At 65.2% G+C, this 24,304-nt stretch carries 26 protein-coding genes and 1 tRNA gene; 14 read left to right on the top strand and 13 right to left on the bottom strand.

Annotated features, from left to right (window positions below; translation table 11 throughout):
* Positions 1 to 198: 198 nt before the first annotated feature.
* Positions 199 to 1,419, top strand: a complete 1,221-nt coding sequence (locus tag SH584_RS12070; protein ID WP_324807386.1) for a toxic anion resistance protein — start codon at positions 199 to 201, stop codon at positions 1,417 to 1,419.
* Positions 1,416 to 2,138: a hypothetical protein gene (locus tag SH584_RS12065; protein ID WP_322840925.1), complete on the top strand. Its 723-nt coding sequence runs from the start codon at positions 1,416 to 1,418 to the stop codon at positions 2,136 to 2,138. Before SH584_RS12070 ends, SH584_RS12065 begins: the two co-directional genes overlap by 4 nt.
* Here the strand turns inward: SH584_RS12065 and SH584_RS12060 are convergent.
* From SH584_RS12060 to pgi, 4 genes are read right to left on the bottom strand one after another with little or no spacing between them, the layout of a single operon-like run.
* Positions 2,135 to 3,340, bottom strand: coding sequence for a CaiB/BaiF CoA transferase family protein (locus SH584_RS12060; RefSeq protein WP_324807384.1), 1,206 nt, complete (start codon positions 3,338 to 3,340; stop codon positions 2,135 to 2,137). The genes SH584_RS12065 and SH584_RS12060 overlap by 4 nt on opposite strands.
* Positions 3,337 to 4,929 carry a phytoene desaturase family protein gene (locus SH584_RS12055; RefSeq protein ID WP_324807383.1) on the bottom strand — a complete coding sequence of 531 codons (1,593 nt, stop codon included), beginning with the start codon at positions 4,927 to 4,929 and terminating at the stop codon, positions 3,337 to 3,339. Before SH584_RS12055 ends, SH584_RS12060 begins: the two co-directional genes overlap by 4 nt.
* Positions 4,929 to 6,275 carry a glutathione-disulfide reductase gene (gene gorA, locus SH584_RS12050; protein WP_324807382.1) on the bottom strand — a complete coding sequence of 449 codons (1,347 nt, stop codon included), beginning with the start codon at positions 6,273 to 6,275 and terminating at the stop codon, positions 4,929 to 4,931. The genes SH584_RS12055 and gorA overlap by 1 nt, the downstream gene beginning before the upstream one ends.
* On the bottom strand, positions 6,272 to 7,783 hold the full coding sequence (pgi, locus tag SH584_RS12045; protein ID WP_324807380.1) for a glucose-6-phosphate isomerase: 1,512 nt from the start codon (positions 7,781 to 7,783) through the stop codon (positions 6,272 to 6,274). Before pgi ends, gorA begins: the two co-directional genes overlap by 4 nt.
* Before the next feature lie 79 nt (positions 7,784 to 7,862).
* On the opposite strand from pgi, the gene lepB reads away from it, so the two are divergent.
* The 3 genes from lepB to era are packed head-to-tail and all read left to right on the top strand — an operon-like array spanning position 7,863 to position 10,263.
* Positions 7,863 to 8,714: a signal peptidase I gene (gene lepB / locus SH584_RS12040; RefSeq protein ID WP_324807378.1), complete on the top strand. Its 852-nt coding sequence runs from the start codon at positions 7,863 to 7,865 to the stop codon at positions 8,712 to 8,714.
* Positions 8,711 to 9,373 (top strand): ribonuclease III, encoded by a 663-nt coding sequence (gene rnc, locus SH584_RS12035; RefSeq protein ID WP_324807376.1) that lies wholly within the window; start codon positions 8,711 to 8,713, stop codon positions 9,371 to 9,373. Before lepB ends, rnc begins: the two co-directional genes overlap by 4 nt.
* Positions 9,370 to 10,263: a GTPase Era gene (era, locus tag SH584_RS12030; RefSeq protein ID WP_322840932.1), complete on the top strand. Its 894-nt coding sequence runs from the start codon at positions 9,370 to 9,372 to the stop codon at positions 10,261 to 10,263. The genes rnc and era overlap by 4 nt, the downstream gene beginning before the upstream one ends.
* Here the strand turns inward: era and SH584_RS12025 are convergent.
* Positions 10,260 to 10,967, bottom strand: coding sequence for an NAD-dependent deacylase (locus SH584_RS12025; RefSeq protein WP_322840933.1), 708 nt, complete (start codon positions 10,965 to 10,967; stop codon positions 10,260 to 10,262). The two genes, era and SH584_RS12025, sit on opposite strands and share 4 nt — an antisense overlap.
* A gap of 67 nt (positions 10,968 to 11,034) precedes the next feature.
* Between SH584_RS12025 and SH584_RS12020 the strand changes: the two genes are divergently transcribed.
* The 6 genes from SH584_RS12020 to SH584_RS11995 all read left to right on the top strand — a co-directional run bounded on the left by SH584_RS12020 (position 11,035) and on the right by SH584_RS11995 (position 14,370).
* Positions 11,035 to 11,298 carry a DksA/TraR family C4-type zinc finger protein gene (locus SH584_RS12020; protein WP_324807373.1) on the top strand — a complete coding sequence of 88 codons (264 nt, stop codon included), beginning with the start codon at positions 11,035 to 11,037 and terminating at the stop codon, positions 11,296 to 11,298.
* Between the two features lie 34 nt (positions 11,299 to 11,332).
* Positions 11,333 to 11,734 (top strand): acyl-CoA thioesterase, encoded by a 402-nt coding sequence (locus SH584_RS12015; protein ID WP_322840935.1) that lies wholly within the window; start codon positions 11,333 to 11,335, stop codon positions 11,732 to 11,734.
* Positions 11,735 to 11,770: 36 nt separating this feature from the next.
* Positions 11,771 to 12,529, top strand: a complete 759-nt coding sequence (locus SH584_RS12010) for a DUF72 domain-containing protein (RefSeq protein ID WP_324807371.1) — start codon at positions 11,771 to 11,773, stop codon at positions 12,527 to 12,529.
* 22 nt (positions 12,530 to 12,551) lie between these two features.
* Positions 12,552 to 13,265 (top strand): 4-hydroxy-tetrahydrodipicolinate reductase, encoded by a 714-nt coding sequence (gene dapB / locus SH584_RS12005; RefSeq protein WP_324807369.1) that lies wholly within the window; start codon positions 12,552 to 12,554, stop codon positions 13,263 to 13,265.
* Positions 13,262 to 13,918 carry an endonuclease III gene (nth, locus tag SH584_RS12000; RefSeq protein WP_324807367.1) on the top strand — a complete coding sequence of 219 codons (657 nt, stop codon included), beginning with the start codon at positions 13,262 to 13,264 and terminating at the stop codon, positions 13,916 to 13,918. Before dapB ends, nth begins: the two co-directional genes overlap by 4 nt.
* 74 nt (positions 13,919 to 13,992) lie before the next feature.
* A complete protein-coding gene (locus SH584_RS11995) occupies positions 13,993 to 14,370 on the top strand; it encodes a tetratricopeptide repeat protein (RefSeq protein WP_324807365.1) in 378 nt (125 codons plus the stop codon).
* Here the strand turns inward: SH584_RS11995 and alr are convergent.
* From alr to SH584_RS11955, 8 genes are all read right to left on the bottom strand, one after another.
* A complete protein-coding gene (gene alr, locus SH584_RS11990) occupies positions 14,367 to 15,395 on the bottom strand; it encodes an alanine racemase (protein ID WP_324807364.1) in 1,029 nt (342 codons plus the stop codon). The two genes, SH584_RS11995 and alr, sit on opposite strands and share 4 nt — an antisense overlap.
* Positions 15,396 to 15,405: 10 nt before the next feature.
* Positions 15,406 to 15,789 carry a GFA family protein gene (locus SH584_RS11985; RefSeq protein ID WP_322840941.1) on the bottom strand — a complete coding sequence of 128 codons (384 nt, stop codon included), beginning with the start codon at positions 15,787 to 15,789 and terminating at the stop codon, positions 15,406 to 15,408.
* Positions 15,786 to 17,609 (bottom strand): glutamine--fructose-6-phosphate transaminase (isomerizing), encoded by a 1,824-nt coding sequence (gene glmS / locus SH584_RS11980; protein WP_324807362.1) that lies wholly within the window; start codon positions 17,607 to 17,609, stop codon positions 15,786 to 15,788. The genes SH584_RS11985 and glmS overlap by 4 nt, the downstream gene beginning before the upstream one ends.
* Entirely contained in the window at positions 17,610 to 18,965 is a 1,356-nt protein-coding gene (gene glmU, locus SH584_RS11975) for a bifunctional UDP-N-acetylglucosamine diphosphorylase/glucosamine-1-phosphate N-acetyltransferase GlmU (RefSeq protein WP_322840943.1), read from the bottom strand.
* A gap of 100 nt (positions 18,966 to 19,065) precedes the next feature.
* Positions 19,066 to 19,599 (bottom strand): hypothetical protein, encoded by a 534-nt coding sequence (locus SH584_RS11970; protein WP_324807359.1) that lies wholly within the window; start codon positions 19,597 to 19,599, stop codon positions 19,066 to 19,068.
* Positions 19,600 to 19,905: 306 nt separating this feature from the next.
* Positions 19,906 to 20,325 (bottom strand): hypothetical protein, encoded by a 420-nt coding sequence (locus SH584_RS11965; RefSeq protein ID WP_324807357.1) that lies wholly within the window; start codon positions 20,323 to 20,325, stop codon positions 19,906 to 19,908.
* Complete coding sequence (gene phaR / locus SH584_RS11960) at positions 20,322 to 20,861, bottom strand: polyhydroxyalkanoate synthesis repressor PhaR (RefSeq protein WP_324807355.1); 540 nt, start codon at positions 20,859 to 20,861, stop codon at positions 20,322 to 20,324. The genes SH584_RS11965 and phaR overlap by 4 nt, the downstream gene beginning before the upstream one ends.
* Positions 20,862 to 20,940: 79 nt before the next feature.
* On the bottom strand, positions 20,941 to 21,429 hold the full coding sequence (locus tag SH584_RS11955; RefSeq protein ID WP_324807353.1) for a hypothetical protein: 489 nt from the start codon (positions 21,427 to 21,429) through the stop codon (positions 20,941 to 20,943).
* 372 nt (positions 21,430 to 21,801) lie between these two features.
* On the opposite strand from SH584_RS11955, the gene SH584_RS11950 reads away from it, so the two are divergent.
* The 3 genes from SH584_RS11950 (at position 21,802) to SH584_RS11940 (ending at position 24,284) form a co-directional block, all read left to right on the top strand.
* Entirely contained in the window at positions 21,802 to 23,106 is a 1,305-nt protein-coding gene (locus SH584_RS11950; protein ID WP_324807352.1) for an SLC13 family permease, read from the top strand.
* 52 nt (positions 23,107 to 23,158) lie between these two features.
* Positions 23,159 to 23,235: transfer RNA gene (locus tag SH584_RS11945), tRNA-Arg, on the top strand.
* 200 nt (positions 23,236 to 23,435) lie between these two features.
* The gene (locus SH584_RS11940; RefSeq protein WP_324807350.1) at positions 23,436 to 24,284 is read left to right on the top strand and encodes a cyanophycinase; all 849 of its coding nucleotides are present in this window, start codon (positions 23,436 to 23,438) and stop codon (positions 24,282 to 24,284) included.
* The last annotated feature ends 20 nt before the right edge of the window (positions 24,285 to 24,304 follow it).

Below are 24,304 nucleotides of genomic sequence, written 5' to 3'. Positions count from 1 at the left end.
ACTTTTCTGCGCCCGCTCTATCTCGGTCACGGTAAGCAAGTCGTTCCGCTCTATGGTTGACGGCTGGGTAACCATTCCCACCGCCTATCGGCTTGAAGCGGTGCGTCTTAGCCCTATAATACAGCTATGACCCCTTGCGCGGGTCCGGTGGGCCGTTCACCCTCGCGCAAAGGGCTTGAGAAGAAGGAACGAGTGACCATGGCCAGCGACGCGCCAATCGAAACGCCGACCGCCACCGCGACCCGCATCAAGCTGGAGCCGCCGGAGGCGCTGCAGCCGATCGCGGTGCACGAGGCCGCGGGGCTGGTCCCGCTGAAAGGCGAGGAAACCACCGAGCTCGACTCCAAGGTCGCCAAGTTCGTCGACGAACTGGCGGCGCTGGACGCCAACAGCCCCGAATTCGGCAAAAAGGTCGATCAGCTTACCGCGATGGGCCGCAAGGAAATCGCCGAGGCCGCCGGCGCGTCGAACCGCTTCCTCGACCGACCGGTCAAGGCGATCGACAGCGATACCGGCATTGGCGCCGACCTGACCGAGCTTCGCCGCACGGTCGAAAAGCTCGACCCGAAGGAAAACGGAAAGGCGATGAGCGGCCGCAAGTTCCTCGGCATCATTCCCTTCGGCAACAAGATCAACAACTACTTCGACCAGTATCGCAGCAGCCAGACACACATCTCGGCAATCCTCAGCCGCCTTGCCAATGGCAAGGACGAACTGCTGATGGACAATGCCGCGATCGACACCGAGCGGTCGGGCCTGTGGAAGACGATGCACCGGCTCGAGCAGATGATCCACATCTCCAAGAGCCTCGACAAGACGCTGGAAGACAAGGCGAACGAGCTCGATGCGACCGACCCGGCCAAGGCCAAAGCCATCCGCGAGACGGCGTTGTTCTACACGCGCCAGCGCACCACCGACCTACTGACGCAGATGGCGGTCACGGTGCAGGGCTACCTCGCGCTCGACCTCGTCAAGAAGAACAATGTCGAGCTGGTGAAGGGCGTCGACCGCGCCTCGACCACGACCGTGGCGGCGCTCCGTACCGCGGTGACGGTCGCGCAGGCGATGACCAACCAGCGGCTGGTGCTGGAGCAGGTCAGCGCGCTCAACACGACCACCGCCAACATGATCGACACCACCGGCGAGCTGCTCCGTACCCAGACCGGCGCGATCCACGAGCAGGCCGCGACCTCGACGATTCCGCTCGAAACGCTCCAGCGCGCGTTCCAGAACATCTACGAGACGATGGATCAGATCGACACTTTCAAGCTTCAGGCGCTCGCCAACATGAAGCAGACCGTCGACACGCTCGGCAGCGAAGTCGAGAAGTCCAAGGGCTACATCGCCCGCGCCGAAGGCGTGTCGCAGGGCCGGCTTGAGAATGCGACCTCGCCGTTCACGCCGATCGACAAGAAATGAGCACCGAGCGCTTCGACATGGTCCTCGCGCGGGCCGATCGGGTGATGGCGCAGGTCGACCAGCGCAAGGGGCCGGTGCGATCGGCCGCGCTGCGTGAGCGTGACCGCATGTTCGGTCGGTTCGGCCGTGCGCTGACCCGGGCGACCTTGCTTGTGCTCGCCGTGTCGATCGCAACGATCGTGATTGGATTGTTCGTTCCGATCGGAATGATTGGCTTCCTCGCCGCGGTCAGCCTGGCGATGGCGCTTGCGGTGGTCACGTTGATCGGCGGGATCGACCGCATCAAGGCGCCGTCGATTTCGACCGAGCTTCCGAACGACGAGATGGTTCAGCAGTTCGACAGCTACATCTATCGCACCCGCAAGGCGCTCCCCGCGCCCGCGCAGGCGCAGATCGACCAACTGTCCGCAGCGCTGCCGCCCTTGCGCGAAACGCTGGCGCGGGTCGATCAGATGGATCCCAATGCGCAGGACGCACGGCGGCTGATGTCGACCCACCTTCCCGGCCTCATCGACCGCTATCTCCACGTACCCGCCGCCTATCGCGGCGACGCCGATGGCGAAGGCGTCAGCGTCGATCAGCGCCTGATCGACGCGCTAGCCGCCGGCCGGCAGGCGCTCGGAGATATTTCGGAAAAGCTGGCCCGGGCAGACTTGGCCGCGTTCGAAACGCAAGGCCGCTTCATCCAGTCGCGCTACAAGGAAGAAAAGCTGGACTAGCCGACGACACCGGCGGCGCGCAGCCGCTCGAGTTCGTCGTTCCCGAGCCATTCACGCAGCAAGTCGCCATGCTCGCCAAGCGCGGGCGGCGGCAGAGGCGCGTCCTGACGTTCGCCGTCGATGCGGATCGGGGAGCCGACCATCGGCACTTCGCCGAGCGCGCCGCCACCCGCGGTGACTCGGACGCCGCGATGACGCGCCTGTGGGTCGGACAGCGCCCGCCTGACACCGTTGATCGGCCCGGCGGGAATTCCGGCCGTTTCGAGCTTTTCGAGCCAATGGGCCGCAGGATGCTCGGCCATAATCGCCTCGATCATCGGCACTAGTCGATCGCGCGAGGCAACCCGTGCGGCGTTGGTTGAATAGGCCGCGTCGCTCGCCCACTCGGCATGACCGAGAATGTCCGCGAACCGCGCAAACTGGCGATCGTTGCCGACGGCGACGACCACCGCCTGATCGGACGCGTCGAACGGCTGATACGGCACGATGTTGGGATGCCCCGCCCCTTGCCGGCCAGGGTCGCGCCCGCTGACGAGCGCATTGGACGCCTGGTTGGCAAGCATGGCGAGTTGGGTGTCGAACAGCGCCATGTCGATGGTCGCGCCCTTCCCGGTCCGCGCACGCCCGACTAAAGCCGCCATGATCGCATTGGCGGTGTACATGCCGGTGAACAGGTCGGCGACCGCGACTCCGGTCCGCATCGGGCCGCCGCCGGGCACGCCGTCGGTTTGGCCAGTCAGGCTCATCAGTCCGCCCATCGCCTGGATGATATAGTCGTACCCTGCGCGCTGAGCGTACGGCCCGTCCTGCCCGAATCCGGTGATCGAAGCGTAGATCAGACGCGGGTTGGCGGCGCGCAGAGAAGCTGCGTCGAGCCCGAATTTGGCGAGCCCGCCGACCTTGAAGTTTTCGACCAGCACGTCGCAGCTTTCTGCCATCCGGCGCACCAGCGCAGCCCCGTCCGGCGACGAAAAGTCGATCGCGACCGAGCGCTTCCCGCGATTGGCCGCGAGGAAATAAGCGGCAACCTTTTCGCCGTCATGCTCGTGCCACGGCGGACCCCAGTGGCGGGTATCGTCGCCCGCGCCCGGCTGCTCGACCTTGATGACCTCCGCGCCCAGATCGGCGAGTGTCTGCGTCGCCCACGGCCCCGCGAGGACGCGGCTGAGGTCGAGGACGCGGATGCCGTCGAGCGGCTTCACGCGCGCCGTTTCCACAGGCGCGGCCTGACATCGGCCAGTACGGCCTGCGCGGCGTTATGCCCCGGCGCACCGGTCACCCCGCCGCCCGGATGCGCGCCCGATCCGCACAGGTACAGGCCCGGAAGCGGCATCCGATAGTCCGCCGCGCCGATCATCGGGCGGGCGCTGAACAATTGGTCCGACCCCATCTTGCCGTGGAAGATGTCGCCGCCAATCAGCCCGAAGCGACGTTCCAAATCGAGCGGCGAATGGATCTGGCGCGCGATCACCGACTTGGCGAAGCCGGGTGCCTGTTCGTCGACCGTGGCGATGATTGCGTCGGCCGCCTCCTCGCGCTCGTCGTCCCAGCGGCGACCGTCGGGCAGCGCATAACGGAAATGCTGGCAGAACAGCGACGCGACATGCTTGCCCTTGGGCGCTAATCCCGGATCGAGCGTCGACGGGATCAGCATCTCGACCACCGGCTTGGTCGTCCAGCCATGCAGCGCCGCCTCGGCGTAGGCCCGGTGCATATAGTCCATCGACGGCGCGATGATGATCCCCGCCGTGAGGTGGTCGCCCCGGCCGGGAAGCGCGGTGAAGTTGGGCAGCTTGTCGAGCGCAACGTTCATGCGGAAGGTCGCGCTTTCGCAGCCCCAGTGCGCGAAATGCTCTTCGACCGGGCGCGCCGCCGCGCCCTTCGGGACCAGGCGATCGAACAGCAGCTTGGGATTGACGTTGGCGACGACCGTTCCCGCGCGCCACGCCTTGCCCTGCACGACGACGCCCGCGGCGCGGCCCTTGTCGACGATCACTTCACCGACCGGGGCGTTGAGGACGATGTCGACTCCCGCCTCGCGGCACGCGCGCGCCATCGCTTGCGTGATCGACCCCATCCCGCCGATCGCATGGCCCCACGCGCCGGGCACGCCGGCGGCTTCGCCGAACAGGTGGTGCAGCAGCACATAGGCCGTCCCCGGCGTGTAGGGCGACGCGAAGTTGCCGACGATCCCGTCGAAGGCGAATAGCGACTTGGTCAGATCGCCTTCGAAGAAACGATCGAGGATGTCGCCCGCGCTCTTCGTCGCGAACTCGTGGACGATCCGAACTTCGTCGCGCGACAGGCCGACGAGATCTCGGCCAAGGCTGGCAAGCGCAGCCAGGCCCTTGATCCCGCCCCCCGACTGGGGCGGCGCGCGCAGGATCCACTTGCGAATGAGCGGGACGACCGTTTCCAACTCGGCGCTGTAGCGATCGTAGGCCGCACCGTCGGCGGGAACGTGCCGAGCAATTTCCGACCGCGTCAGTCCGCCGCGTCCCGACAGCAGGTAACTGCGCTTCGGACCGGGCAGGAAATTGTCGATCTTGCGTAACACGACCTGGAGCCCGTGCCGCTCCAGCTTCATGTCGCGGATGACCTTGGGCTGCAGCAGCGACACGGTGTAGCTGGCGGCCGAATTGCGAAAGCCGGGATGGAATTCATCGGTGACCGCCGCCCCGCCGACCTTTTCCGCCGCCTCGAGGATCGCGACCTTCAGGCCCTTCTTGGCCAGGTAATAGGCGCACGTCAGGCCGTTGTGCCCACCGCCGATGATCAGCACGTCGTGCATCAGCGCATCAGCACCAGTTCTTCGGCCATCGTCGGGTGAAGCGCGACCGTGTTGTCGAAGTCCTGCTTCTTCAGTCCAGCCTTCACTGCGATCGCCGCGGACTGCAGGATTTCCGGCGCATCGGGACCGATCATGTGAATGCCGACGATCCGGTCGGTCGCTGAATCGACGATCAACTTGTAGAGCGAGCGCTCGTTGCGGCCGGCAAGGACGTTCTTCATCGCCCTGAAATCGCTCGTGAACGTGCGGATCTGCCCATATTTGCTGCGCGCTTCGCTCTCGGTCAGGCCGACGCCGGCGATAGGCGGGTGGGAGAAGACCGCATTCGGCACGCAGCCATGATCGACCGTCCACGGATTGTTGCCGAACTGTGAGTCCGCGAAGGCATGGCCCTCGCGGATGGCGACCGGGGTCAGTTGGATGCGATCGGTCACGTCGCCGACCGCAAAGATGCTCGGAATGCTGGTGCGGCTCTCGTCGTCGACTTCGATCTGGCCGCGCTGGCCGGTCCTCACCCCGACCTGCTCGAGCCCGAGCCCTTCGATATTGGGCACCCGCCCCGTGGCAAACATGATCTGGTCCGCGACCAGATCGTCACATCCGTCCATCCGCGCCAGCAGCGTCCCATCCTCGCGCTTTTCGATCGCCGAAAAGGTCGAATTGAAGCGGAACTCGATCCCTTTGGTCATCGAGATCTGCAGCAGGCGATCGCGCATCTGTTCGTCATAGCCGCGCAGGATCGTGTCGCCGCGATTGACGATCGTCACCTTCGACCCGAACTCGTTGAAAATGCCAGCGAATTCGTTGGCGATGTAGCCACCGCCGGCAATCACGATCCGCTTCGGCAATTGCTCGAGAAGGAAGACTTCGTTCGAGCTGATCGCATGCTCGATGCCCTCGATCTCGGGCATGAACGGCCTCGCGCCGCTGGCGATCAGGATTTTGCCCGCCGTGATCCTCCGGCCGCTCTCCAGCCGAACGCTGTTCGGACCATCGAGCACTGCGCGTTCGCAAATGACCTCGACCTTGTTGTTGCTCAGCGTCTCGCCATACAGGCCTTCGAGCCGCCCGACTTCCGCGGCAACGTTGTCGCGTAGCACGTTCCAGTCGAACCGCTTTTCCGGCACGTCCCAGCCGAACATCGCGGCATCGTTGAGGTCCTCGGCGAAGTGCGCGCCGTAGACGAGCAGCTTTTTCGGGACGCAGCCGCGGATGACGCAGGTGCCGCCGACGCGGAACTCCTCGGCCACCGCGACTTTCGCGCCATGGCTGGCCGCGATGCGCGACGCGCGGACCCCACCCGATCCGGCACCAATGACGAACAGGTCGACGTCGTAGCCGCTCACAGCCCGGCCCTTTCGATCAGATCGCGGGTCGACGCGTCTAGGCTCGCACGTCCGGTCTCGTCGTCGAGCTTCTTCGCCATTTCCTTGCCAAGCTCGACCCCGAACTGGTCGAACGGATTGATGCCCAGCATCACCGCGTTGGCAAAAGTGCGATGCTCGTAAAAGGACAGCAGTGCGCCGAGACTGCGCGGATCGAGCCGGGTCAACAGCACAGTCGCCGACGGACGGTTGCCTGCATAAGCGCGCGCGCCGTCCTCGTGGGCGCGGCCGGCCATGAGCGCCGCTCCCTGCGCGAAGCAATTGCCGAGCAGCAATTGGTGGTGGCGCGGATCGAGGCTGTCCTCATTTTCGATCACCGCAACGAACTCGACTGGGATCGCGGCCGTGCCTTGGTGGAGCAACTGGAACACCGCGTGCTGCGCGTCGGTCCCGACCCCGCCCCAGGTGACCGGTGCCGACGGACGGCCGAGCGGCTTGCCGTCGGCGTTCACCGATTTGCCGTTCGATTCCATCTCGAGTTGCTGGAGATAGTCGGGGAGCAGGCGCAACCGCTCGTCATAAGCCATCACCGCGCGGCTGCCCGCCTTGGCGATCTGCGTGGACAACAGGTCGCCGAATGCCGCCAGCAGCGCGACATTGTCGGCGCCGTCGGTCAGCCGAACATGGCGGTCCATTTCCGCCGCGCCCTCCAGCAGTTCCTCGAACGCGCCCCAGCCGAGCGCGAGCGCGATCGACAGGCCGACCGTCGACCACAAGCTGTAACGTCCGCCCACGCCTTCGTTGAAGGCCAGCACCCGCGTTTCGTCGATGCCATATTCGACGGCCTTCTCGGGCGCCGCGGTCACCGCGATCAATTGGCCGTACGGGTCGGCGACTCCGCCCTCGCGAAGCCATTCCATCGCGGCCTCGACGTTGGTCAGGGTTTCGATCGTGGTGAAGGTCTTGCTGACCGCGACGACCAGCGTGCTTGCCGGGTCGAGCCCGCCAACCGCTTCGTCGAACGCTTCGCCGTCGATGTTGGCAAGGACGCGCACGTCGAACCGGTCCGCGTCGCGACCGAGCGCGTCGATGATCAGGTCGGGCCCAAGCGCCGAACCGCCGATCCCGATATGCAGGATCGCGTCGATCTCGCCGAACGCCCCCGCCTCGATCGCGTCGACCAGGCTCCGCATCCGCCCATGCCGTTCCGCCGCCAGACGATTGTCCTCTGCCGACCCCTGCCCGCGCTCGGCAACGTGGGTGGCGGGACGCCCCTCGGTCGGATTGACCACCTCGCCCGCGAACAGGCGGTCGCGTGCGGCGCGATAGCCAGCGGCGTCGGCCAGTTGTTCGAACGCCTTGAGCACGTCACCGTCGAGTGGCGTCTTGGACCAGTCGAAGTGAATGTCGGCGACATCGCGCGAGTAAAGCGCCACCCGCTCAGCATCCTTCGCGAACAGGTCGATCAAGGGACGGGGCTGGAGCGCATCGACGGCCGCCCAGGCCGCATCATGGGGGAGAATCGTCATGTCCAGTCTCATAGTCGGACGCTCCCGATTTACCATCCCCGCTTGACCTTGGGCGCGCACACGCGAAGAAGCCCCGCCAATGGCCCTTCCCTTCTCCAAACGCCGCCCCGACACCGAACCCAGCGATGCCAAAAAGGAATCGCCCGGCAGTTTCCTTCGTTCGCTGGCGGTCATCGCGCTTCTGGCATGGCTGCTTCGAAGCCTGATCGTCGCGCCGTTCAGCATTCCGACCGGATCGATGCTTCCGACGATGATGATGGGCGACCACCTGTTCGTGTCGAAGTGGCCGTACGGCTATTCGAGCGCGAGCTTCCCCTGGCACGTTCCCTCGTTCGCGGGACGGGTGCTGGGATCGAACCCCGACCGCGGCGACGTCGCCGTGTTCGTCGGTCCGGAAGGCGCCGACGTCGTCAAGCGCGTGATTGGCCTTCCCGGCGACCTCATCGCGGTCGAAAAGGGCGTGCTGTCGATCAACGGCCGTCCGGTCCCTCGGCAGCGGATCGCCGACTATGCGATGCCCGTCAGCCCGAACAGCCCGTGCCGCGTGCAATATGCGCTCGAAGGTGCCACGCGCCGCGCGGCCGATGGTGGGACGCTCTGCCTGTACCCCGCCTATCGCGAAACGCTGCCCGAGGGCGTCAGCTATGTAACGCTCGATCAGGCGGACGGCCTGCCGGGCGACAATTTCGGACCGGTCGTCGTCCCTGAAGGCCATGTCTTCATGATGGGCGACAATCGAGACGACAGCGCCGACAGCCGCTTCTCGCCGAGCGGGCCGATCCCCGGCATGGGCTTCATCCCAATGGACCGCCTCGTCGGCCGCGCCGAGCGCGCCTATTGGTCGACCGACGGCAGCGCGAGCCTGATCAAGCCGTGGACCTGGTTCAGCGCCCTCCGCAGCGATCGCCTCGGCTACGACTATAATCCATGAGCCGCATCCCGCCCTTCGTCACCCAAGCTCTTAGCGGCGCGCCAACCGATGCGGCGCTGATCGAACGTGCGCTGACGCACGGAAGCCACGGCGGCGACACCTATGAGCGGCTGGAGTTTCTCGGCGACCGCGTTCTCGGCTTGGTCGTCGCTGCTTGGCTGTACGAGCGCTTCCCAAGCGAACCCGAAGGCAAGATGAGCCGCCGCTACAATGCGCTGGTCGCGCGCGAAACCTGCGCCGAGGTCGGCCGTGCGCTGGAAGTCTCGCCCTTCATCCGGCTCGGCAAACAGGCACGCGAAGACCATGCCAATCTCAGCGACAATGTCGTCGGCGACGTCGTCGAGGCTCTGCTCGGCGCGATCTTTCTGTTGGGCGGCCTCGCCAAGGCCGACGCGTTCATTCGCACCCACTGGGCGCCATTCCTCGACGGACAGGTGAAGGCGCCGGTTCATCCCAAGTCCGCGCTTCAGGAACGCGCCGCCGCGCGCAACCTCGGCGTTCCCGCCTATGAATTGGTCAGCCGCTTCGGCCCTCACCACGCCCCACGCTTCAAGGTGCAGGTGTCGCTAGGTCGGTATGGCAGCGCCGAAGCCGAAGGCGCATCGAAGCAGGAAGCCGAAACCGCGGCCGCCGCGGCTTTATTGGAGACATTGAAGTGACCCAACGATGCGGCCTCGTCGCCGTGCTCGGCGCGCCCAACGCCGGCAAGTCGACCCTCGTCAACGCGATCGTCGGCCAGAAGGTCGCGATTGTCAGCCCCAAGGCGCAGACCACCCGCGCCCGCCTGATGGGGATTGCCATCGAGGATGACGTGCAGATGCTGCTGGTCGATACGCCCGGCATCTTCACCCCCAACCGCCGCCTCGACCGCGCGATGGTGAAGGCCGCGTGGGAAGGCGCCGACGATGCCGACCGCGTCGTGCTGGTCATCGACGCCGCGGCCAAGGTCGGCCCGCGCGTCGAACAGGTGATCGAAGGAGTCGAGGCTCGCTCCGAGCCGCGCATCCTCGTGCTCAACAAGGTCGACATCGCCGACAAGGAAACGCTGCTGGTCCTCGCCGCGCGCCTTGCCGAGCGGCTGTCGCCCGAGCGTATTTTCATGATCTCCGCCTCGACCGGCGATGGCGTCGCCGACCTGAAGGCGCACCTCGCCGCGGCGATGCCCGAAAGCCCTTGGCACTTCCCCGAGGACCAGTTGACCGACGCCACCGACCGAATGGTGGCCGCGGAACTGACGCGCGAGCAACTCTACCTGCAGCTTCATGCCGAGGTGCCCTATTCGGCCGCAGTCGAGACCGAGAAATGGGAAGATCGCAAGGACGGCTCGGCGGTGATCCATCAGCAGATCCTGATCGAGCGCGACAGCCAGAAGGCGATCGTCGTCGGCAAGGGCGGCGCCCGGCTGAAGGCGATCGGCTCGGCAGCGCGCGAAGCGATCGGCGAGCATTTGGGCCGCAAGGTCCACCTGTTCCTGCACGTGAAGGTCAATCCGCGCTGGGACGAGGATCGCGGGCTCTACAAGGATATCGGGCTGGACTGGGCCGACTAACCGCTCGCCAGCAGTTCCGACACCCATTTCGGCACTTCGACGCTGGCCGGCCCGTATCGCCGCTCGTCGAAAAAGATGCTCCCCTGGCTGGGCTCCAAGTTGATTTCCAGCGTGTCGGCGCCACAATATTTGGCGGTCTGCACAAATCCCGCTGCGGGGTAGACCGCGCCCGACGTTCCGATCGACACGAACAGGTCGGCCTTCATGATCGCCTCGTCTATCCGCTCCATCTCGTAGGGCATCTCGCCGAACCAGACGATGTCGGGGCGGACCATGCCGACCGTCTCGCACGCTGGGCAGGTGGAATCTTCTCCCATCGCGCCGCTCCAGCCCGACCGCTCATTACAGCGCAGGCACCAGCCGCTGCGAAGCTCGCCATGCATGTGGAGCAGGCGGTTCGCCCCAGCGCGCTCGTGAAGGTCGTCGACGTTCTGCGTGACGATGAGGAGGTCGCCCTTCCACTCTGCATCCAGCTTGGCCAGGGCGATATGGGCCGCGTTGGGCTTCACCGTCTCCAGATTGGCGCGCCGAGCATCGTAGAAGCGATGCACCAGAGCGGGGTCGCGCACGAAGGCCTGGGGCGTTGCTACGTCCTCGATCCGATGATCTTCCCACAGGCCGTCGGCGGCGCGGAACGTGCGAATGCCGCTTTCCGCGGAAATGCCTGCGCCGGTCAGAATGACGATGTTGCGGATTTCGCGCATGACTCGGCGATAGCAAGCGCTTGGAACCATGTGATCGGATCACCATTTCCTTAATCAGGAGAATAAGATGGCCGGTGGATGGACGCGCGACGGCGCGGTGCAGGATCAGATTGACGACACTATCACCGACGCGGTGCTGTCCGCCCGCGCGGCATTGCTGGCCGGCGATGGAAGCGACGAATGCGACGATTGCGGGGAGGACATTCCCGCCGCACGTCGCAAGGCGCTGCCCTCGGCCCGCACCTGCATCGCCTGCCAGGCCAAGCGAGACGCCGCGCGGGTCGCGTCGGGCATCAATCGTCGGGGCAGCAAGGACAGCCAGCTGCGGTAATGATATTGACACTATTGTCAGCAACAAGCATGAAATGACCATGACGCCAGCCGCTTATCATCATCCGATCGGCATCGTCGCTGCCGACATCGACCATATGGGTCACGTCAACAATAGCGTGTACCTCAAATGGGTGCAGGAGGCGGTGATCCGCTATTGGGAGAGCCTTGCCCCGCCCGAGGCGGTCGCAAGGCACCTGTGGGTCGCGTTGAGCCACGAGATCAAATATCGCCGCCCGACCTTCCTCGACGATGTGGTCGTTGCCGACGTCGTCGCGCAAAAGGTCGAAGGCGCCAAGGCGCTGTTCACCACCGTCATCAAACGCGGCGAGACCGTGCTGGCGGAAGTAACCTCTAGCTGGTGCTGCCTCGATGCGGTCACCAAGCGTCCGGCGCGCCTCGCCCGCGATATCGCTGCACGGTTTATCGCCGACTAGTTGCAAGCCGGATCGCCGGGGTACAGGCTGGCGACCATGACTGATGCGACGATCAGGGTGGGGATTGGCGGGTGGAGCTACGCGCCCTGGCGCGGCGTCTTCTTTCCGCCGGGACTGCCTCAGCGGGCGGAACTTGAGTACGCCGCCAGCCGCTTCGGCGCGATCGAGATTAACGGCACCTTCTACTCACGTCAGGCACGCTCGACCTGGGAGAAGTGGGGCGAGGCCGCTCCCGATGGCTTTCAATTCGCGGTCAAGGGGTCGCGTTACTGCGTCACCCGTCCCGCCCTCGCCGACGCGGGCGAAGGGGTTGGCAATTTTTTGGCGCAGGGGGTGACCGCATTGGGCAATAAGCTCGGTCCGATCCTGTGGATGCTGGCCGCACGGCGGAAATTCGACGCCGACGACATCGCTGCTTTCTTCGCGCTCCTACCGCCAGAACACGAAAGCGTCCGCCTCCGCCACGTCATCGAACCGCGTCACGAAAGCTTCCGCGACGAGCGCTTCTTCGAGCTTGCTCGGCGTCATGACGTCGCAGTCGTTTTCGGGGACGATGACGAGTTTCCGTGCATCGACGCCGACACGGCAAGCTTCGCTTACGCTCGGCTCCAGCGGATGCAGGAGGAGGTCGCTACCGGATACGACGACGCAGCGCTCGACGCCTTCGCCGAGCGCGCCGGGCGCTGGGCCGCCGACGGCCGCGACTCCTACATCTTCATGATCAACGGTGCGAAGTTGCGTGCCCCTGCCGCTGCGACTTCGCTTCAGGAACGTCTGGGCATTGCGCCCGCCTGATCGCTGCGCCATCAGCTTTCCCATGCGCACCGACCAGCAACCCGTCCGCATTGCCCTGTTCGCACCAGAAGGCCGCATGGGCCGTGCGATCGCCGACGCCGCCGCGAGCGACGAGGGGGCGGAGATCGCGGGTGCTGTGGGCGACGTACTCGTCGACTTTTCCGCGCCCGACGCACTGCATCACAGCCTCGACCGCGCCCTGTCGGCGGGGGTTCCCATCCTGATCGGGACCACCGGCCTGACCGCCGACCACGACAATATGATCGACGAGGCCGCGCGGTCGATCGCGGTGTTGGTCGCCCCCAACACGTCGCTCGGCGTCGCGCTGCTCGCCGACCTGGTAGAGCGGGCGGCGGCCGTGCTTGGTCCGGACGAGTGGGACATCGAGATCGTCGAGGCGCATCATCGTCGCAAGGCCGATGCGCCGTCGGGCACCGCGCTACACCTGGGCACCGCCGCCGAGCGGGGCCGCGGCACGACCTTGCCAAGCGAACGTGGGCGCGACGGCACCGGGCTCGCGCGTCAGGCGGGAGCGCTTGGCTATTCCGCGGTCCGGGGAGGAACGGTCGCGGGCGATCACGAAGTGCTGTTTCTTGGCCCCGACGAGCGAGTGATCCTGTCGCACCGCGCCGAGAACCGCTCGATATTCGCGCGCGGCGCGGTCGCTGCTGCCAAATTCCTGCGCGGACGTGCTCCCGGCCGCTACACGATGCGCGACGTGCTCGACGCCAAGTGAAGCGCGCCGACGTCTTCGAATTCTATCGGCGGCTGGCGGAAGCGGACCCCTCGCCCCAGACCGAGCTTGAATATGTGAACCCCTACACGCTGCTCGTCGCGGTCGCGCTGTCGGCGCAGGCGACCGACGTCGGAGTGAACAAGGCGACCCGCGCGCTATTCGCGAAAGTGACGACGCCGCAGCAGATGCTCGACCTCGGCGAGGAGGGATTGAAGCAGCACATCAAGACGATCGGCCTGTTCAACACCAAAGCAAAGAACGTGATCGCCGCCGCGCGCATCCTCGTCGACCAGCATGGTGGAGAGGTGCCGCGCGAGCGCGACGCGCTCGAAATGCTTTCAGGCGTCGGCCGGAAGACCGCCAATGTCGTCCTCAACGTCGCGTTCGGTGAACCGACGATCGCGGTCGATACGCACATTTTCCGGGTCGGCAACCGTACCGGTCTGGCCAAGGGCAAGACGCCGCTCGCGGTCGAATTGAAGCTGGAAAAGGTGACGCCCGAACCTTTCATGGCTCATGCGCACCACTGGCTGATCCTGCACGGTCGCTACGTCTGCAAGGCGCGTACGCCCGAATGCTGGCGTTGCCCGGTGGTCGACCTGTGCGCCTATCGCCCGAAGACCCCGCCGCCCAAGAGCGCCCGCACGAGCTGACCGAATATTTCAGTAATATTGCAGTTCGATGAGAGGAAGGTTACGTTCCGTCCGATCAAACAGGGAGTCGGGCCATGGCACGTGCATTTCTTCTCGCCCCGCTGGCAGTGATGCTCGCCGTTCCACCCGCCGCGGCCCAGACGCCGGCCAAGGGCGAGGTAAACTATCCCCAAGGCTCGCTCGGTTATGATGCGCTCGTCAGCGGCAATTTGGAAGCGGCGGAACTTCAGCTTCGGACCAGCCAGATCGACCGCAGCGATCCAGCCCGCCTGATCAACCTTGGCCAGGTCTACGCAAAGACCGGGCGCTACGCCGAAGCCGAAAAGATGTTCGAGGCGGCAATGGCTGCACAGGATGTCGAACTGGTGCTCGCGTCGGGGCGTGTCATCGGATCGCGCGCCGCCGCCGACAAGGCACTGACGCGGATGAAGGCCGTCGTCGCCAGCCGTTAGGCCCAGCGTCGCTCAAACCGGGCACTAAGCCCGGTCAGCAGTTCATATTGCGACAGGCCCGTCGCCTCGGCGGCGGACGGCAGGTCGTAATCCATCTGCACCCAGTCGCCCTCGGCGAGGTTGGGCGCGTCACTGCAGTCGAGCGCGACGAGATCCATTGATACGCGACCAAGAAGCGGCAGCGCGGCATCGCCGACGCGTGCCGATCCCTTGCCGGCGAAGCAGCGCAGGTAGCCGTCGGCATAGCCGATGTTGACGATCGCCGCCTCGGTGGCGTCGCGAGCCCTCCATGTCGCGCCGTAGCCGATGGTTTCGCCCGCCGGCACCGTCCGGCGCTGGACCACCTGCGCTTCTGGCGTCGCGACTTGTTGGATCTGGCCCAGCGCTTCGTCGCGGGGAATGCCGCCGTAGAGCGCCAGCCCCGGACGCACGAGATCGAAGGCGTACTCCCGCCCAAGGCAGATGCCGGCGGAATTGGCGAGGCTGTAGCGCTTGGCGGGCACTGCAGCGGCGACCGCGCCGAACCGCTCCTTTTGCGCCCCGTTCATCGCGTTATCCTCATCGGCGCAGGCGAGGTGGCTCATCAGCGTTTCGATCGCCAAACCATCAAGCAAGGCGATCTCGTCGACGCGAACGCCGAGGCGGTTCATCCCGGTATCGACCATCACGTCGCAAGAGCGGTCCAAGGCCACCTCTTTCCATCGCGCCACTTGTTCGGGCGTGTTGAGCACCGGTCGGGCGTCCAAGGCGAGCGCCGCTGCGGCATCGTTCGGGCCGATGCCATGAAGCACACTCAGTCGTGCATCAGCCGGGAGCGGGCCTAATGCTTCTGCTTCCGCCCATGTGGAGACGAAAAAATCGCGGCAACCCGCCTCACCCAGATGCTTCACCACCTGGCGGGCGCCAAGGCCATAGCCGTCGGCCTTGACCGCCGCCCCTGTCGCTACCCCGCTGAACCGCGACAGCCACTTCCAGTTCGACTGAAGCGCGGCAATATCGAGGCGGAGACGAAGCGGACGATGCATGGCGTTCGCCCTAGTCGGCGGTGCCGTTCGCGTCGAGACTGGCCTTCGCGCGATCCCAGTCGCGTCCGTCGAACCGCTCGATCGCCAAGGCGACCGGTTGGTCGAGGCAATGGGCATTGACGCTCCACGCATCGGGATGGCTGCGCGGCTGGTAGAAGCTCTTCACCCCGCACACCGAGCAGAAGAGATGCTCGGCCGCGCCAGTCCCGAAGCGATAGCTGGTGAGCTTGTCTTCCCCGCGCTCCAGACTGAAATCACCATGTGGGACGATCAGGTGGAGAAAAGCGGTCATCGAGCAGACCGAGCAATTGCAATCGAGTGCCGGTACTGGGGGCGGCGGCAGGGCGGCGGTGAAACGAACCGCGCCACAGTGGCAACCGCCGCTCGCCTTCACTCGACCGTCACCGATTTCGCCAGGTTGCGCGGCTGGTCGACGTCGGTCCCCTTGGCCACCGCGACATGGTAAGCCAGGAGTTGCACCGGAACGGCATAGACCAGCGGCGCGATCAATGGGTGGACTTGCGGCATTTCGATAGTCGCCATGCAGCCTTCGCCCGCCGAGGCCAGCCCGGCGGCGTCGCTGATCAGGATGATCTTGCCGCCACGCGCGCGCACTTCCTGCATGTTGCTGACCGTTTTCTCGAACAGCGGTCCCGACGGAGCGAGAACGATCACCGGGACGAGGTCATCGATCAGCGCGATCGGGCCATGCTTCATCTCGCCTGCGGCGTAACCTTCGGCGTGGATGTAGCTGATCTCCTTCAACTTGAGCGCGCCTTCGAGCGCCATCGGATATTCCGGGCCGCGGCCAAGGTAGAGCACATCGCGCGCCGGGGCGACGAGGTGCGCCATCGCCGCGATCTCGTCGTCATGCTTCAACGCTTCGCTCATCGCCTCGGGCGCCTCGCGGAGATGCTCGACCAGTTCGCGTTCCTCGGCGGCGTCGATCCGGCCCTTGGCCCGCGCCAGATTGGCGGCAAGCGCGGCGAGGACCGCCAGCTGGCAAGTGAACGCCTTGGTGGAGGCGACTCCGATTTCGGGGCCGGCGTGGGTCGGAAGCAGCAGGTCGGCCTCGCGCGCCATCGAACTGGTCGGCACGTTGACGACAACCGCGATCGTCTGTCCTTCCTCGCGCGCATGGCGGAGCGCGGCCAGCGTGTCGGCCGTCTCGCCCGACTGACTGATGAACAACGCCAGACCGCCCGGCTCCAGCACCGGCTGGCGATAGCGGAATTCGCTGGCGACATCGATGTCGACCGGCACCCGCGCGAATTGTTCGAACCAATATTTGGCGACCATGCCGGCGTAGAAGCTGGTCCCGCAGGCAACGATCGTCACGCGATTGACCGCGCCGAGGTCGAAGTCGATGTCAGGCAGCGCGACGCGTCCTTCGAGCGTGCGGACATAGCTTTGCAGCGTCTGCGCCACGACCACCGGCTGCTCAAAGATCTCCTTCTGCATGTAGTGGCGGTGATTGCCCTTCTCGATGCGCGCGGCGCTGGCCCCGGACTCGACAATCTCCCGAGTGACGGGCTGATTGGCGCGATCGAAGATCTGGACCTGGTCGCGCTCGACCACGACCCAGTCGCCCTCGTCGAGATAGGCGATCCGCTGCGTCAGCGGCGCCAGCGCAAGCGCGTCGGAGCCGAGGTAATTCTCGCCCTCTCCATAACCGACGGTGAGTGGCGCCCCCATGCGCGCGCCGATCACCAGGTCCGGCGCATCGCGGAACAGGAAGGCGATCGCGAATGCACCGTGCAATTGCGGCAGCACCGCCGCGACCGCGTCGCGCGGGGCCGCGCCGCGCTCGATCTCGCGAGCGACGAGATGCGCGACGACTTCGCTGTCGGTTTCGCTTTTGAACTCGCGTCCTTCGGCCATCAGCGCATCTCGCAGCGGCTTGAAATTCTCGATGATGCCGTTGTGCACCAGCGCGACCGGACCGACGATGTGCGGATGCGCATTCCCGACGGTCGGCGCGCCGTGCGTGGCCCACCGCGTGTGCGCGATGCCGACGTCGCCGCCCAGCGGATCGGCATCGAGTTCGGCCTTCAGATTGTCGAGCTTGCCTTCCGCGCGTCGGCGGTCGAAGTCGCCACCGTCGATCGTGCAGATACCGGCGGAATCGTACCCGCGATATTCAAGGCGGCGCAGTCCGTGAAACAGACGCCCCGCGACCGCGCTTCGCCCGACAATCCCGACAATCCCACACATTTAACGCTGTTCCTTCTTGGCCTGCCGCTCGCTGCGAAAGCGTGCAGCCCAGCCTGATTTGTTCGTCTGCTCACCGCGAGCCACTGCAAGCTCGTCGGCGGCCACATCCTTCGTCACGACGCTCCCCGCGCCGACGATCGCGCCCGCGCCGATCGAGACGGGCGCGACGAGCGCACTGTTCGACCCGATGAAGGCACCTGCCCCGATCTGGGTCCGATACTTGCCGAAGCCGTCGTAGTTGCAGGTGATCGTCCCCGCACCGACGTTCGCCTTCGCGCCGACCTCCGCGTCACCGATGTAACTGAGGTGATTGACCTTCGCGCCTTCGCCCAGCGCCGTTTTCTTGACCTCGACGAAGTTGCCGATCCTGGCGCCCTTCCCCAAGGTAGTGCCAGGACGCAGGCGGGCGAACGGGCCGACTTCGCAGCCGGTCGCGATCGTCGCCCCCTCAATATGACAGAAGGCGCGGATGACCGCTCCGTCAGCGATCGTGACTCCGGGGCCGAAGACGACGTGGGGCTCGACGGTGGAATCGCGACCGAGCTTGGTATCGTGACTGAACCAGACGCTATCGGGATCGATCAGGGTGGCGCCCTGATCGAGCGCTTCCTCGCGCCGCCGCCGCTGCCAGTCCAGTTCCAGGTGCGCGAGTTCGGCGCGGCTGTTGACGCCCGCGGTCTCGAAGGCCTCACCTTCGATCGCGACCGGGTGCCGACCATCGGCCTTCGCCACCATCACCGCGTCGGGCAGATAATATTCGTGCGCGGCATTGTCGGCGCCGACGCTGGCGAGCCAGCGGAACAGGTCGCGCGATCCCGCTGCGAGCATTCCGCTGTTGCACAGCTTTACCGCGCGCTCGGCCTCGTTGGCATCCTTATATTCGACCATCTTCGAAATGCGGTCGCCGCCCTCCAGGATAACACGGCCATAGGACTTGCCGTCCTGCGGAGAACTGGCGAGCACGACGATGCCGGGATCATCCGGCTGACCGAGCCGCTCGAGCATCCGGCGCAGGGTCGCCTCGGTCACGAAAGGCGTATCGCCGTACAGGACGACCACGGGCCCGTCGAAGTCGGCCAGCGCTTCCTCCGCCATTCGAACCGCGTGAGCCGTGCCCTTCTGTTCCGCCTGAACTGCAACCGAAACGCCGCGGCCTTCCAGCGCCGCCTCGATCTGCTCGCGGCCCTTGCCGACCACGACCACGCGCCGCGACGCGCCGATCGAATCGACCATGTCGAGCAGGTGAAGGAACATCGGCTTGCCGGCGATCGGGTGAAGCACCTTGTGCGTGTCCGAACGCATCCGGGTGCCCTGCCCGGCGGCAAGGATGATGACGGCGAAATCTGGCGAACTCATGCGCGGTGTCATGACATGCAAACCCCGGACTTTCCAACGCAAAAGAAGGGCTCCGGGATCATGTCCCGAAGCCCTTCGAACAAAACGTCGTCGCCGACGATTAGCTGGCCGGGGTGGCCGGCTTGGTCGGACGCTTGCGCGCCGTCGCGCTCGAGCGCCGCTTGGTCGCGGTCGACTTGCGCGCGGTCGTGCTGGCGGCCTTCGCGGCCGGCGCCTTGCGGGCCGCGCCGGTCTTGCGCGGAGCGGCGCGCTTGGCGGCAGGCTTCGCCGAAGCGGTCGACTTGGTCGATGACGAAGACGAGCTGTCGTCATCGGTCCACTTGCCCGACATCACGCGCTGGGCGGCTTCGGCGACAGCCTCGGCAATCAGCGAGCCAAGCTTCGATGCATTGCTCATCATGGTCGAGGCTGCGCTGCTCGCGCTGTCGGCGGCGTCGAGACCCGCATCACGGATGGCCTTGCGCGCCTTGGGGCTCGCGGCGATCGCCGCAGCCGCTGCGGTCAGACCGGCCGCGAGCATTTCGCGGCTCATTGCCGCCTTTGCGATCTTGTCGAGATTGGACTTGGTGGTGCTCGACGTGGTCGAGGCGCTGCTTTTCTTGCTTCCGCTGCTGCGGGTCGTCGATTTCGCCATGGTGGAACCTCCCGTTGAATCCATTGCGCGTAAAGACGGTCCAGAGCCGAAACGGTTCCCCATTCTCGTGAAGCGGACAAGTAAAAGGGCGCTGCCACACCACATGGCAGCGCCCTTCGACATGGTCAGCGACCGGGCGCTCTAGCCCGGAAGACAAAAGACTGGCTGGTTAGGCCGCCGTCCTCCAAGCGAACTTTTCCGACCTCTTAGCTGAACCATGAGACATCGGATCACCTCCTTTCGCTGCGTTGTTGGCAACCCCAACATGTTGCGTCGCAAGTGAAAGAACAAGACTTGTAATAGTGTTTAGATTCGGCAATCTTCGATGCTTCGCGCCGCTTCCGGCCAACTTGGGATCGCCAGCGTCGCGCCGACCCCGCCCATCACCAGAAATCGTCCCCGGCTGAACGCGATCGCGTCGAGGATCGGATCGCGCGCATTCAACACGCCTCCGGCCGGAATCGCACGACTCGTCGAGCTGGTCAGAATATTGAGCGGTGACGATGGAGACGCGGGGCGCTGGATCGCCACCGATCGCGCCGAGCGATTGCACCGAATCACGAGACTGTTGCCGTAACGCGCCTCGGATCCCGTCGCGGTGGTCACGTAGACCCACTGCCCCGCAGTAATCGGCAAGGCCTTGGCCGCGTCGAAAGACAGCGGTGCGACCTGGGCGGTGGCAGCACTGGCGCTCAAGATCGCCGCGAGGATGAACCGTCCGATCATTTGCCGAGCTTGTCCACTTTGGCCTGCAACGCGGCAAGCTCCGCCTTCAGCTTCTCGATTTCGCTGGTCCCATCACCCGCCGGGGCTGCGCTCGCGGCTCCCTTGCCCGTCATCATCTTCGCGGCGTCCTCGAACATCGCCATGTTGCGCTTCGCAAGGTCGGTAAAGACGGTCGCGGGAAAGGCGCTGCCCATTGCCGCCTGGTTCTTGGCGAAGGCATCCATCGCGGCGTCGAGATATTGCGGGACCGATCCCTGCATCTGACCGCCATACAGGCCAATTAGCTGGCGAAGGAAATTCACCGGCAGCATGGTCGATCCGCGCGACTCTTCGTCGACGATGATCTGCGTCAGCACCTGGTGCGTGATATCTTCGCCGGTCTTGGCATCGAGCACCTCGAAGTCGCGCCCTTCCCGGATCATCTCCGCCAGTCGGTCAAGGGTGATGTAACTGCTGCTATCGGTATCGTAGAGGCGGCGGTTCGCATATTTCTTGATCGTCACCTTGCCGCCCGGGCCGTTCGCCGATTTGGCCATGCATACGCTCCTGTAATGTCCCGGCAGCCTAGACCCCGACCTCCCGCACCGCAACATCGCACGCTCGGCGCCAGGCGGCTCAGGGATTCCAGGTCGACAGCGTTTCGCCAGTGGCGGGGTCGACGACGGAAATTCGGTCGATATCAGCGGCGACGAGGCACGACGGACGGAGCATCGGGTCTTCGGAGCGGCAGCGAATGGCGCGCCCGTCCGGCCAGCGCGCAATGCGCCCGGCAACGGCAAGCTGGAGGCCTGCACCAAAGTCACGTGGCTCGTTGAGCGAGACCGTCGCTCGGAGCGGTTCCGTCAGCCGACCGACCCGCGAACTTTCGGCCGCGAACAAAGTCGCGATGCCGATGCTCCGCTCCAGTCCCAACGCCGAGGTCGCCGCAGGCGGCGGACAGCGCGCGTCGTTCGACCACGGGCGCGTCACCCAGAATCCTCTTGCGGCCTCCACCGAGCCTTCTTCCACGAATGGAGCGATCAGTGAAAGGCCCGACCAGTCCTCCGGGGAAACCGACAAAGTCATCGACTTGCCATCGTCGGATAGCTGCCAGCCGGTCGCCATTTCGTCGCCGGCAGGGCCATCACACCCAAAAGCAATCCGCACTTCGAAGGCCCGACCAGCCAGCGGCTCATTGCCCGTGGGCGTGGCGGCGGCATTGATGGCGGCGCTAATGGCGCCGATGATCGAGGCACGGTCGAGCGCGCGGGGAATGGCCGGCTCATCCTTCGGTTTCGGCTCGGGTTGAGGTGTCGTCGGAGCCTGGACGACGGGCGGCGGCGGCTCCGTGCTTCTCCCGACAAGGAAACCACCGACGGCCCCGGCACAAGCGATGGCCAAGGCCGATGCAAGAAAAGTTCGATAGCGAATGCGGCTTGGCGCGGTCATTGACGGTTGTTAGCAGAATATGATGCTTCTTCCAGATATCCTCCGCCGGTGACAGCAGCGCAGTTGATCACGCTGGCAGTGCTCGTCGCGGTGGTCGGCGCGCTGATCTTGGACAAGGTGCGCGCGGACATCGTCGCGTTAACAGGCGCCGCCACCTTGCTGGTCACGGGCGCAGTCCGTCCGTCCGAAGTCGAAGGCGCGTTCGGCAGCCCCGCAATTATCGCACTCGGCTCCTTGTTCGTCATTGCCTATGCGCTCGAGCTTTCTGGATTGCTCGACCAATTGATCCGCTGGGCGGTCGCCTTGTGCAAGCGGATTGGCACGATCGGTCTGTGGTTGCTCATGATCCTTTGCGGTGGCGCATCCGCCTTCCTGAACAATACGCCCATCGTCGTACTCGGCGCGCCGGTCGTTCGCGACGTGGCGCAATCGTTGGGGCGATCGCCGAGGCGCTACCTTATACCGCTTTCCTATCTCGCCGTGCTTGGCGGATGCCTGACGCTGATCGGCACCTCGACCAACCTGCTCGTCAGCGACATGGCGCGCGTCGCCGGCCAGCCACGTTTCGGATTGTTCGAGATCACGCCTGTCGGCCTGGCCGTTGCGCTGTCGGGTGCAGTCTTTCTTCTGCTTTTCAGCGGCAAGCTGATTGGCAAAGACGCGCCAGAAACCGAGCAGCGGGACCTGGGCCGCCACGATCCGGACATGTCGACCGGGCAGATCGGCTCGCCCGAGGTCTTCGCCGAGCATAACCCGCTGAATAAGATCAAAGCCCTGACCGCATTGGCGGTGTTCGCCGCCGTCATCGCCTTCGCCGCTTTCGACATCATCCCGATCGCTGCCGCGGCATTCGCGGGCGCAGTGTCGCTGATCCTGCTTCGGGTCATCAGCGCCGACGAAGCCTATCGTGGCCTTCGTCCCGAAATCCTGATGCTGATCGTCGGCATGGTCGTGCTCGGCATCGCGCTCGAAGTGAACGGCCTTGCCCGCATCGCCACCGAAGGGCTGATCGGGACAATGGACGGGCTCAGCCCGCTGCTCGCCCTCATCATCCTTTACGGCGCAACCCTGCTGCTGACCGAATTGCTGTCGAATGCCACCGTAGCAGTCCTCGTCACCCCGATCGCGGTCGCCTTGGCCGAAAGCCTCGCCGTCAGCCCCCGTCCCTTTCTCGTCGCGGTGATGATGGCCGGAAGCGCGGCCTTCGCCACTCCCTTCGGCTACCAGACCAACGTGATCGTCTACCAGATGGGCGGGTACAGCTATCTCGACTTCGTCAAGGTCGGCCTGCCGCTCAACATCATCACGATGATCGCAGCGATCGTAGCGATCCAGGCCTTCTTCCCCTTCTGAAGCCCACGCGGCGCTTGCGAGCGCGGACCGGCCAAGCTAAGCGGACCGCAACGCACCCATAGCTCAGCTGGATAGAGCGCTGCCCTCCGAAGGCAGAGGCCAGAGGTTCGAATCCTCTTGGGTGCGCCATTTCCGTTTGATCGCGACACCAGTCCGCCAGATCCGTCTGAAGCGTCTTCAACGACTTCTGGAGAGAAGCTGTCATGGGCCTAGTATGGGCCGGCGTGACCCTGCGATATTGACTCGAATTGCCGCGGATTGCTCTGTACCGCCGACCGGATCATGACCTCCGCATGATCGGTGGCGAATTTGATGTTTAGGATATTGGCATGCCTGCGGCTGTTCACCATGGCGACGAGCGTGGCTACATCATTCCCATCGGCGGCAGTGAGGACAAGGACGCCCATCCGGTCATCCTGAAGCGCGTACTGGCGCTCGCCGGAGGTCGCGACGCGAATATCGTGATCTTGCCGACGGCATCGCGACTGGAGGAAACGGGATCCTACTATGAGCGTGTCTTCACCAAGCTGGGCGTAGGACAAGTCAGCAGCATCCCGATCGCCACGCGCAGCGATTGCAACAATCCCGAATTTGCGGAGCGATGCGCCCATGCGACCGGGATCTTCCTGACGGGCGGCAATCAGTTGCGCTTGAGCAGCATTTTGGGCGGAACGGCCGTCGCCCAAATGATCCGGCGCAAGAATGCCACGGGTACGCTGGTCGCGGGAACGTCGGCCGGCGCGTCGATCATGTCGGAGCACATGCTTGCCGGTGGCGATCCCGACAAGGGTCCATCGGGCGGCGGCGTCGTCCTCGCGCCCGGATTAGGCCTGACGAACGCGGCGGTGATCGATCAGCACTTCTCCCAGCGCAACCGCTTGGGCCGCCTGCTATCGGCGGTGTCGCTCAATCCCTTCCTTCTCGGGATGGGAATTGACGAGGATACCGCCGCCTTCATCGACCCCCACGGAATGGTTGAGGTCGTCGGCAGCGGGACCGTGACCGTCGTCGATGGAAGCGCGATGAGCTATTCGTCCGCCCACAGCGTGTCGCCATCCCAAGGAATTGGGATGATCGGCTTGAAGCTGGATATTCTCGACCAGCGATGTCGTTATGACCTTGGCAAGCGCGAGGCCTATCCGCCGGACGAGCGCCCGAAAAGCAGGCGCAATCGATGATGATTGGTGACGGCGCGACC

Source organism: Sphingomonas sp. LY29 (assembly GCF_035593985.1).
GTDB lineage: Bacteria > Pseudomonadota > Alphaproteobacteria > Sphingomonadales > Sphingomonadaceae > Sphingomicrobium.
This window is presented reverse-complemented; position numbering and strand designations above follow the sequence as displayed.

What these genes read in the sequence shown, in the direction of transcription:
- SH584_RS12010 (WP_324807371.1), top strand. Translation starts at nt 11,771, where the DNA reads ATGACTGATGCGACGATCAGGGTGGGGATTGGCGGGTGGAGCTACGCG.
- SH584_RS11940 (WP_324807350.1), top strand. Translation starts at nt 23,436, where the DNA reads ATGCCTGCGGCTGTTCACCATGGCGACGAGCGTGGCTACATCATTCCC.
- SH584_RS12055 (WP_324807383.1), bottom strand. Translation starts at nt 4,929, where the DNA reads ATGCACGACGTGCTGATCATCGGCGGTGGGCACAACGGCCTGACGTGC.
- SH584_RS12015 (WP_322840935.1), top strand. Translation starts at nt 11,333, where the DNA reads ATGACCATGACGCCAGCCGCTTATCATCATCCGATCGGCATCGTCGCT.
- dapB (WP_324807369.1), top strand. Translation starts at nt 12,552, where the DNA reads ATGCGCACCGACCAGCAACCCGTCCGCATTGCCCTGTTCGCACCAGAA.
- SH584_RS11955 (WP_324807353.1), bottom strand. Translation starts at nt 21,429, where the DNA reads ATGGCGACCGGCTGGCAGCTATCCGACGATGGCAAGTCGATGACTTTG.
- SH584_RS11995 (WP_324807365.1), top strand. Translation starts at nt 13,993, where the DNA reads ATGGCACGTGCATTTCTTCTCGCCCCGCTGGCAGTGATGCTCGCCGTT.
- SH584_RS12065 (WP_322840925.1), top strand. Translation starts at nt 1,416, where the DNA reads ATGAGCACCGAGCGCTTCGACATGGTCCTCGCGCGGGCCGATCGGGTG.
- phaR (WP_324807355.1), bottom strand. Translation starts at nt 20,861, where the DNA reads ATGGCCAAATCGGCGAACGGCCCGGGCGGCAAGGTGACGATCAAGAAA.
- SH584_RS12020 (WP_324807373.1), top strand. Translation starts at nt 11,035, where the DNA reads ATGGCCGGTGGATGGACGCGCGACGGCGCGGTGCAGGATCAGATTGAC.
- SH584_RS12025 (WP_322840933.1), bottom strand. Translation starts at nt 10,967, where the DNA reads ATGCGCGAAATCCGCAACATCGTCATTCTGACCGGCGCAGGCATTTCC.
- rnc (WP_324807376.1), top strand. Translation starts at nt 8,711, where the DNA reads ATGAGCCGCATCCCGCCCTTCGTCACCCAAGCTCTTAGCGGCGCGCCA.
- SH584_RS11970 (WP_324807359.1), bottom strand. Translation starts at nt 19,599, where the DNA reads ATGGCGAAATCGACGACCCGCAGCAGCGGAAGCAAGAAAAGCAGCGCC.
- alr (WP_324807364.1), bottom strand. Translation starts at nt 15,395, where the DNA reads ATGCATCGTCCGCTTCGTCTCCGCCTCGATATTGCCGCGCTTCAGTCG.
- glmU (WP_322840943.1), bottom strand. Translation starts at nt 18,965, where the DNA reads ATGAGTTCGCCAGATTTCGCCGTCATCATCCTTGCCGCCGGGCAGGGC.
- lepB (WP_324807378.1), top strand. Translation starts at nt 7,863, where the DNA reads ATGGCCCTTCCCTTCTCCAAACGCCGCCCCGACACCGAACCCAGCGAT.
- SH584_RS11965 (WP_324807357.1), bottom strand. Translation starts at nt 20,325, where the DNA reads ATGATCGGACGGTTCATCCTCGCGGCGATCTTGAGCGCCAGTGCTGCC.
- pgi (WP_324807380.1), bottom strand. Translation starts at nt 7,783, where the DNA reads ATGACGATTCTCCCCCATGATGCGGCCTGGGCGGCCGTCGATGCGCTC.
- glmS (WP_324807362.1), bottom strand. Translation starts at nt 17,609, where the DNA reads ATGTGTGGGATTGTCGGGATTGTCGGGCGAAGCGCGGTCGCGGGGCGT.
- SH584_RS12070 (WP_324807386.1), top strand. Translation starts at nt 199, where the DNA reads ATGGCCAGCGACGCGCCAATCGAAACGCCGACCGCCACCGCGACCCGC.